The following is a 7825-nucleotide window of genomic DNA, read 5'->3' on the forward strand; positions in this document are numbered from 1 at the left end:
AAGGCCTACGACGACGCCGGCAACGTCCAGCGCTATGAAACGGTCAACCATGGCGACACCGACACCGTCACCAAGATCGACCTGATCAAGCACGAGGGCTATCTGGAGTCGAAGAAGTCCGTCTACAAATTGATTGGCGGTGAATTCCGCGGTTCGACGATCTCCGAATACGACGACAACGGCTACCTGATCAAGGTCGACGACTCCAACCCCAATGACTCCTTCGACCGCCTGATAGTCAACGACGCCGCCGGCCGCGCGCTGCGCGTCTACCAGGCCCACTTCAACCTGTGGACCCACATCGTCAACGGCGAGATCATGGGCAAGCACGGCCTGGGCCCTAACGAGCTCGATCCGCGCACCAGCMAGGGCAACGCCAACTTCCAGCAYGAGKCCGAYTTCAACTTCGGCTTCCGCSCCATCTCCGGCGGCTAYCCYGCSCCYGGCGTCGGCTCCTTCACCGTGCGCCCCGGCGACAGCCTGCAAGCCATCGCSCAAGCCGCCTACGGCGACTCCAGCCAATGGTGGCGCATCGCCCAGGCCAAYGGCCTGCGCGGCGACGCCGACCTGCGCACCGGCCAGACCATCGACCTGCCCAGCAACATCGGCGGCACCTCCAACAACGTCTCCACCTTCAAGCCCTACGACGCCACCGACGTCGTTGGTGACACGTCACCGAACATCCCGGCACCCAAGGCGGACAAGGGCTGCGGCACGATCGGCATGATCATCATGATCGTGGTGGCCGTGATCGTGACGATCTATACGGCCGGGGCAGCAGCGAGTCTGATGTCCGCAGCAGCCTCTTCAGCAGCAGCGGCTGCCGGTGGGGGCATGGCCGGAGCGATGGCCGCGTCAGCGGCTGTCGCTGGCACGGCGACCGGTGTGGTTGCCGGCGCCATTGGCGCAGCCGTCGGTTCGATCGCCAGCCAGTTGGCCGGCGTGGCCATGAACCAGGCCAAGTTCAGTTGGAAGCAGGTGGCGGCCAGTGCGGTTGGAGGAGCCGCGTCCGCGGGTATGAGCTCTCTTGGCAACGTCACCAACAACGTCTACGCGAACGCTGCTGTGCGCTCCGCTATGAGCAACGCCGTGAGCCAAGGCGTCAGTGCCGAATTGCACCTGACCAAGGCACCGTTCAGCTGGCGCGGCGTAGCCGCCGCAGCGGTGGCCGGCATGGTCGGCGAGGCGCTGGGTCCYGGCGCAGCTCGCAACGAAGACGGCTCATTGCAACTCGACCAATACGGCCAGACCGCCCGCTCGACCCCCGGACCACTGGGCAGCTTCTACGGCTCGTCAGASGCAGGCAGGTTCGCGGCCAACTTCACATCCGGCTTGGTGACCAACGCCACCGTCTCYGCCGTCCGCGGCGGCACGTTCTCGTTGAAGCAAGTGGCTACCGATGCGTTTGGCAATGCGTTGGGCGAGTCCATCAAGGACAACATGCAAAGCCCGAGTCAGACCGAAACCCAGGGCGAAGGGCCTTGGTCGTCGGCCGACTACCGCAATGGCTCCGACGTTGAGAGCGACAACGTGTACTACGGCCGCGTGATGCAGCAGGCGCTATGGGACGCACGTTCGGGCCCGAGCATCACCGACTCTGCGTCAGCTGAAGAATTCAAGGCCTATGCAGAGGCCACCGGGGAGGCCGACCAGTACGATGGTTGGAAGATGACTCCGTCGGGCCTGATTGATAGCGCCGGCAACTGGCTCAACGCCGCGATGAAGAACCTTCAGGGCGGGGACGAACGCGTGCCTAGGCGGCTGGAAACGGACGTAGGGGCCGCCCAGCAGGAGCTTGAGCGTATCGACGAAGTGCTACGTGAATCTCGTGGTCGCGGCGTCACCCGAGCCGGGCTCTATGCCAATCTCGCGTTCCGCGGAGGATTCGAGGACTTCGACGGAGCAGGTCAGCGAGAAATCCTCGTTGCGATGGACCGCTATTCCAATTTGCTGCGAGCATCGCCGATGGACGATATCGCTGATCGGTTTGAGGCGCATCAGGCTGACACCGCGGTACGCGTCGCTGCGGGGCTGGCTCGCGCGTCTGGGGCAGCGGACGAACGCTGGCTAGCGGCGGCAGACCGGCGTATGGGGCAAGACGCGACCATGGGTATGATGGTCAATGGCATTCTTGGCCGAAAAGCTCGTGAAAGTCTAAGTAGGACTAATGAGGTCAGGGAGGCTAGTGGTCCGACCGGACAAAGCCCGGCAGCCGACACCCCCGATGTTCAACTCTCAATTCCTAAAACCAATTTGGAGGGGCCTGTTAGGGCCTTCTATCGTGGGCAGGAAGTCGACCCTATCGCGGCAACCATTAATCCAGAACTTCGAGAAGGGTTTGTTGGGCCTGTGGATCCGCACAAGATATTCCGGCGCGTGGTTTCCAGCAGTCAAAGCGATAGAGATTTGGATCTTATCGAGACATCGAGAGAGCTGTGGGGGAACCCAAATTACAGCGCAGGAGGCGGCGCCGGCGTACCAACAGTAAGCGCTCTTCGAGGGCCGATCCCAGCAGGACAACATGGGGTCGAATTCATAACTACGACTCCTCTTGGAAATAGTGTCAACCCCCGGCTGAATGGCCAGGTAAATTGGGGCGTCGACATAAACGGGAATTTGCCTGCCGGCATGTCATCCTTCAGTAATCCGAACACGGGCCACGAGGCAGTTAAGATGCCCATCGTGATTCTCAGAGTTGTTCGTTGAGGTGCCTATGGGATTCAAAAGCATACCCTTGGATTCAATACCTGGCAGCATCAGGCTGGACCAAGCCTTGATGGAAACGAGCCTAAAGACGGCAGATCTGCAGGAATACGGATTGGTATTCCATGCTGCCAATGATGACATTTCCGCCGCGATGGTTAGCGCCATAGAAACGGATTCTGGAAATTACTACCTTGTAATTACAAGAGAAGAATTGCCAGAACAACAAACTTCTATCGTTACATCGCGGTCGACAGCGCCTTTTGAGGAATATGTGCAGAGTCGCATATCCGATTTTGTTGCATCGACMGGACTTGATGCCACAACGATTCAACAAGTATGGGACTTTGCGAACCTAAAAGGCAGCAAACCCGCTTAGCCAGCACAAAAATGCCGAGCCAAAATCCGGCGTCACTGAGCCTAGCAGCCACAACGCCGGTGTCAGATACCGTCTTGGCTTATGGCGAGCTGGGGTCAGGCGAGCTGGGGTCAGATACCGTCTTGGAAGTCAAGTTGGGCATGGCTGTTGATTTCCACGCAATCCTGACCCACCGTTTCCATCCAATCTTGACCCACCCTGGTTCGAGCCGCGAGGGCTCAGGCTGTGGGTGACTTCTTGGGTTTGGATTCCTTCTTGGCTGGTTGAGCGGAGCTGTTCTTGAACCGGTAGCTGTCGTTACCGGTCTCAAGGATATGGCAGTGGTGCGTGAGCCGGTCCAAGAGCGCAGTGGTCATCTTGGCGTCGCCGAAGACGCTGGCCCACTCGCTGAAGCTCAGGTTCGTCGTGATGACCACGCTGGTGCGCTCGTAGAGCTTGCTCAGGAGGTGGAATAGCAGTGCTCCGCCTGACGCGCTGAACGGCAGGTAGCCCAGTTCGTCCAACACCACCATGTCCATGTGGGCCAGCCGGTGCGCCATCTGGCCGCTCTTGTTGCAGAGCTTCTCCTGCTCCAACTGGTTAACCAGTTCGACAGTGGAGAAGAAGCGCACTCGCCTGCGGTGATGCTCGATCGCCTGCACGCCAATGGCTGTGGCCAGGTGGGTCTTACCCGTTCCGGGTCCACCCACCAGCACCACGTTCTGCGCCTGGTCCATGAACTCGCAGCGGTGCAGTTGCTTCACCAGTGCCTCGTTGACATCGCTGTGCGCGAAGTCGAAGCCGGCCAAGTCTCGGTAGGCGGGGTAGCGCGCTTGCTTGAGCTGGTAGGCCACAGCGCGGACCTCGCGCTCGGCCGTCTCGGTTTTGAGCAACTGCGCCAGCACCGGCTGCGCGGCCTCGAAGGCCGGCGCGCCCTGGTCACTCAACTCGGCCAAGGCGTGAGCCATGCCGAACATCTTGAGCTCCCGCAGCGTGATGACGAGGGCTRCAATCGCAGGGTCATGACGCATGGCGCACCTTCCGCTCTTCTCGCAGCTCGTCGTAGCGCAGCACATTGGCCTGCGGCTCGTTGACCAGGCGAAGCGCCTGCGGCGCGTTCACGGGAGGTGGCTCGGCCTTGCCGTCCAGTAGCCGATGCAGCACGTTGAGCACATGCATCTTGGTCGGCACACCAGCCTCAAGCGCCAGTTCGACGGCCGCCAGTACTGCCTGCTCATCGTGATGCAGCACCAGCGCCAGGACTTCAACCATCTCGCGATCGCCGCTGGGCTGCTTGAGCAGCGCTGCCTGCAGCCGCTTGAACGCTGCAGGCAGCTCGGTGAACGGCGCGCCGTTGCGTAACGCGCCGGGCTTGCGCTGCAGAACGGCCAGGTAGTGCCGCCAGTCGTAAATGGTTTGCCCTGCAGTGTCATGACGCCGGTCAACGACGCGCCGGTGCTCGCAGATGATGTTGCCCTCGGCTGCGAAGACAAGACGTTCGGCATAGACCCGCAGGCTCACCGGCCGGTTCGCATACGACGCCGGCACGCTATAGCGCGTGCGCTCGAAGGTGACCAAGCAGGTTGGCGAGACGCGCTTGGTGTGCTCGACGAAGCCGTCGAAGGGGCGCGGCAGCGGCATCAGGAGCGGTTGCTCCTGCTGCCAAACATCTAACACGGTGCCGGGCAGCTTACCGTGCGAGATCTCGGCCCACAGGGCCCTGCAGCGTGCTTCCAGCCAGTCGTTCAGTGCTTCCAGCGTGGTGAAGACTGGCACGGGCTGCCAAAGCCGGTGCCGCGCGTCGCGCACGTTCTTCTCGACTTGCCTCTTCTCCCAACCCGAAGCCGGGTTGCAGAACTCGACCTCGAACAGGTAGTGGCTGACCATGGCACTGAAGCGTGCGTTGACGTCACGCGCCTTGCCTCGGCGCACCTTGTCGACGGCCGTCTTCATGTTGTCGTAGATACCGCGACGCGGCACGCCGCCGAACATGCGGAAGGCGTTGTTGTGCGCGTCGAACAGCATCTCGTGGGTCTGCAGCAGGTAGGCCCGCACTAGGAAGGCCCGGCTGTGGCTGAGCTTGAAGTGCGCGACCTGCAGCTTGGTGCGCTCGCCGGCCAGTACGGCCCAGTCCTCGCTCCAGTCGAACTGGAATGCCTCGCCAGCTCCGAACACCAGCGGCACGAAGGTGCCACGGCCTGCGGTCTTCTCGGCTTCCTGGCGCTTGGCCGCCCAGTCCCGGGCGAAGGCCGCGACACGGTTGTAGGAACCGTCGTAGCCGAGCACCACGAGATCGGCGTGCATCTGCTTCAGCGTGCGCCGCTGCTTACGTGACTTGCTGACCTCGCTCTTGAGCCAGCTGGCCAGCTTCTCGGCGAACGGATCGAGTCGGCTCGGGCTCACGCGCTTGGCGTAGTGCGGCTCCTGGTCGCCGGCGCGCAGGTACTTCTTGATGGTGTTGCGAGAAAGGCCGGTGCGTCGGGCTATCTCGCGGATGGACATCTGCTCACGCAGGGCCCACCTCCTGATGACACTCAGTGTCGCCACGTCAATCACTCCTGTGCTCCTGCCGCAAATCGCAGCAGGCTAGGGTTCTTACGTGGGTCAGTTTTGGATGGAAATCAGAGCGCGCGGCGGGTCAGTTTCGGGTGGAAATCAACACACACGGGCTTTTTGAGGGCCTCTCACGAACCAGGCTTGCCGGCAGCTTGAGCTCGGCGCCACATTGATGGCACGCATCCTCGAGCAGGCACTGATGAACGGGGCACAGTCGCCAACATGTGAAGCGGCAATGAATTCCAACAAACGCCGGCCGCTCTTCAGACAAGCACGAGGGGCAGAAGCGGTACCGAGGTTCACCCGACGCTGAGGTCAAGAGCAATCGCGCCCTCGCCTTCCCCAATGTGTGCGTTGCGCCGAAGATTCGCCGCGCAGCACAGAAGGCCCCTGGGTGCAGACCGCAGAGCCTGATGATCGAAGGCAGTTCCTCCGAAAGAACCACTTGATCAACATCTGGGTTTGATTGCTCGATTCCGAGGTACGTAAGCAGCGTCTTCACATCCACGCCCTGAGACATAGCGGCCCTGGTCAGCCACGATGCCGGCGCCTCGAGCGGCTGCACCGCCGGTAGCCGCATTGAAGCAGGCGCCACAACGCGCGCGGCCTTCATCGAAACAGATCCAGTTGACCGCGCGGCGGGCGCACCAGGGCCCGTAGCGAGCGCCGTTCAGACGCGCGAGCCCACCGAAGAAGATCGCTGGCCACATCGCGGTCCGCCTGAGTCGTGCCCCGAAGCTCCAGCCGGCAAAGCGCCTCCTCATAGAGCAAGCAACGCGTTTCGAGCCCGCAGGGCGCCGACAAGACATCAACGCCACTGATACGCGCGAGGCCTCTCTGAATCACTTGGGCGACTCGAGAGGGAGCCAAGACAGTCTTGCGGGACTCCTTCACGATTGGCGCGCTGGGACGCTCGCGAATGCCAAACGCCCAAACCACTGTGAACAGCCCATCCGCCGTGAGTGGCTCAAGCCAGGCAGGTCTTGCCGCGTCGGATAGCGCTGCTCGATACGCCGGCATTGCCTTGCAAAGCAGAGTGTCCATCCAGGAAGCGTCAACGACGTCGAGGCCGTCTTGCTCTCCCCCGGACAAGTACGCGCCGCAGCGGCAGACGTCAATGGCCGGCCTATTCCAGCTGATCGCCCTCCGACAACGTGGGCAAACGGTGCGCATGAGGCAGTGGTGCTCGGTACACGCGTATGCGCCGGTGACCTCCCATCTCGCCAAGCACACGGGCCGCTCGCGCAGGCAAGCTGCACAAATCTGCGGCTGCAGACCGCGCAGTGCCAGTTCTTCGTTCCAGGCTTCCCCCAGCCATTCCCATTGATGCGAGCGACCGTGCTAACGACGCGCGGCCGTGTTTTTCATCAGCCACTCATACGGAACATCTGCGACGTATGCCAAAGCTCGAAGGCTGGTGGGCGAAATTGCCTTGAGACTCTTCGCACCAACCCAGAGGAGCAAGTCGGTCAACGACATCCCGTTGCGTTGGGCCGTCCGCAGCAAGAACCCGGGACCACTTTCGCCTTCCTCTGGCAAGACGTGCGCCGGCAGTGGTGCATATTCAGGACGCATACGGATTCCCTCCTGTCGGGTGTGTGCCGTACACGCGAGAAAAACCCAAGAGCAAATGCTCTTCCGTCAGAGCTGGCCTGTTCGCATCTGCTGCGATCAGAACGCCCTCCGTGATCAGGCGCTTGAACTCCCGTGGATTGCCTCTGCACGCAGCGAACAATCGGTCAACAACCGGCTTGTCCTGCAGCACATGGAGATCTATCGCCTTGCACTGCTTGCAGAAGGCGCGCACGAAGCCCTTCCATTGCCCGTTGTTCGCGAAATTCGACATCTGCATGCGTGCCGCGACGCGGCCCGCCAAGTGGGCATCGATCTCCGTGAGCGCCAGAAGGTCTTCGCCGCCGCAAAGACATACCGCCAGCGGCACCTCATCCATCATCTCCTTGAGGAGATCCGTCACCGCGGAGCCATCAAGGCTGCGAGACCTGAATCGAGCCTGGGTTCGCAGGTTGTGCGCTTCATCAACAAAGACCAGGCGGACCCCTGTGTCCCTCAAGGCCTGAAGAAGCACACCGCGCTTGATGCCGATGGTCCTACCTGTGACCTGCGAGAAGGGATGCTCGAGTTGGCGCAACAGCGTCGATATGACATGACCTATCGCTGGCGTCTCGGGCATTCGAATCGCCAGGGCAC

General features: G+C 61.7%; 7 protein-coding genes. 2 read left to right on the forward strand and 5 right to left on the reverse strand.

The window, feature by feature from the left end:
• Both AC1DYI_RS21225 and AC1DYI_RS21230 read left to right on the forward strand, forming a co-directional pair.
• On the forward strand, window positions 1-2706 hold a 2706-nt coding region (locus AC1DYI_RS21225; RefSeq protein ID WP_477206118.1), incomplete at its 5' end, for a LysM peptidoglycan-binding domain-containing protein.
• 7 nt (window positions 2707-2713) lie between these two features.
• Window positions 2714-3082, forward strand: a complete 369-nt coding sequence (locus AC1DYI_RS21230; protein WP_477206119.1) for a hypothetical protein — start codon at window positions 2714-2716, stop codon at window positions 3080-3082.
• 218 nt (window positions 3083-3300) lie between these two features.
• On the opposite strand, the gene istB is transcribed toward AC1DYI_RS21230, so the two are convergent.
• The 5 genes from istB to AC1DYI_RS21255 form a co-directional block, all read right to left on the reverse strand.
• Complete coding sequence (istB, locus tag AC1DYI_RS21235) at window positions 3301-4092, reverse strand: IS21-like element helper ATPase IstB (protein ID WP_477206120.1); 792 nt, start codon at window positions 4090-4092, stop codon at window positions 3301-3303.
• Complete coding sequence (gene istA / locus AC1DYI_RS21240) at window positions 4082-5617, reverse strand: IS21 family transposase (RefSeq protein ID WP_477206121.1); 1536 nt, start codon at window positions 5615-5617, stop codon at window positions 4082-4084. Before istA ends, istB begins: the two co-directional genes overlap by 11 nt.
• 82 nt (window positions 5618-5699) lie before the next feature.
• A complete protein-coding gene (locus AC1DYI_RS21245; RefSeq protein WP_477206122.1) occupies window positions 5700-6230 on the reverse strand; it encodes a TniQ family protein in 531 nt (176 codons plus the stop codon).
• 728 nt (window positions 6231-6958) lie between these two features.
• On the reverse strand, window positions 6959-7192 hold the full coding sequence (locus AC1DYI_RS21250; protein ID WP_477206123.1) for a TniQ family protein: 234 nt from the start codon (window positions 7190-7192) through the stop codon (window positions 6959-6961).
• A partial coding sequence (locus AC1DYI_RS21255; RefSeq protein ID WP_477206124.1) for a TniB family NTP-binding protein occupies window positions 7182-7825 on the reverse strand: 644 nt, incomplete at its 5' end. The genes AC1DYI_RS21250 and AC1DYI_RS21255, both read right to left, overlap by 11 nt.

The organism is Ideonella sp. P3_A4, from assembly GCF_056403075.1.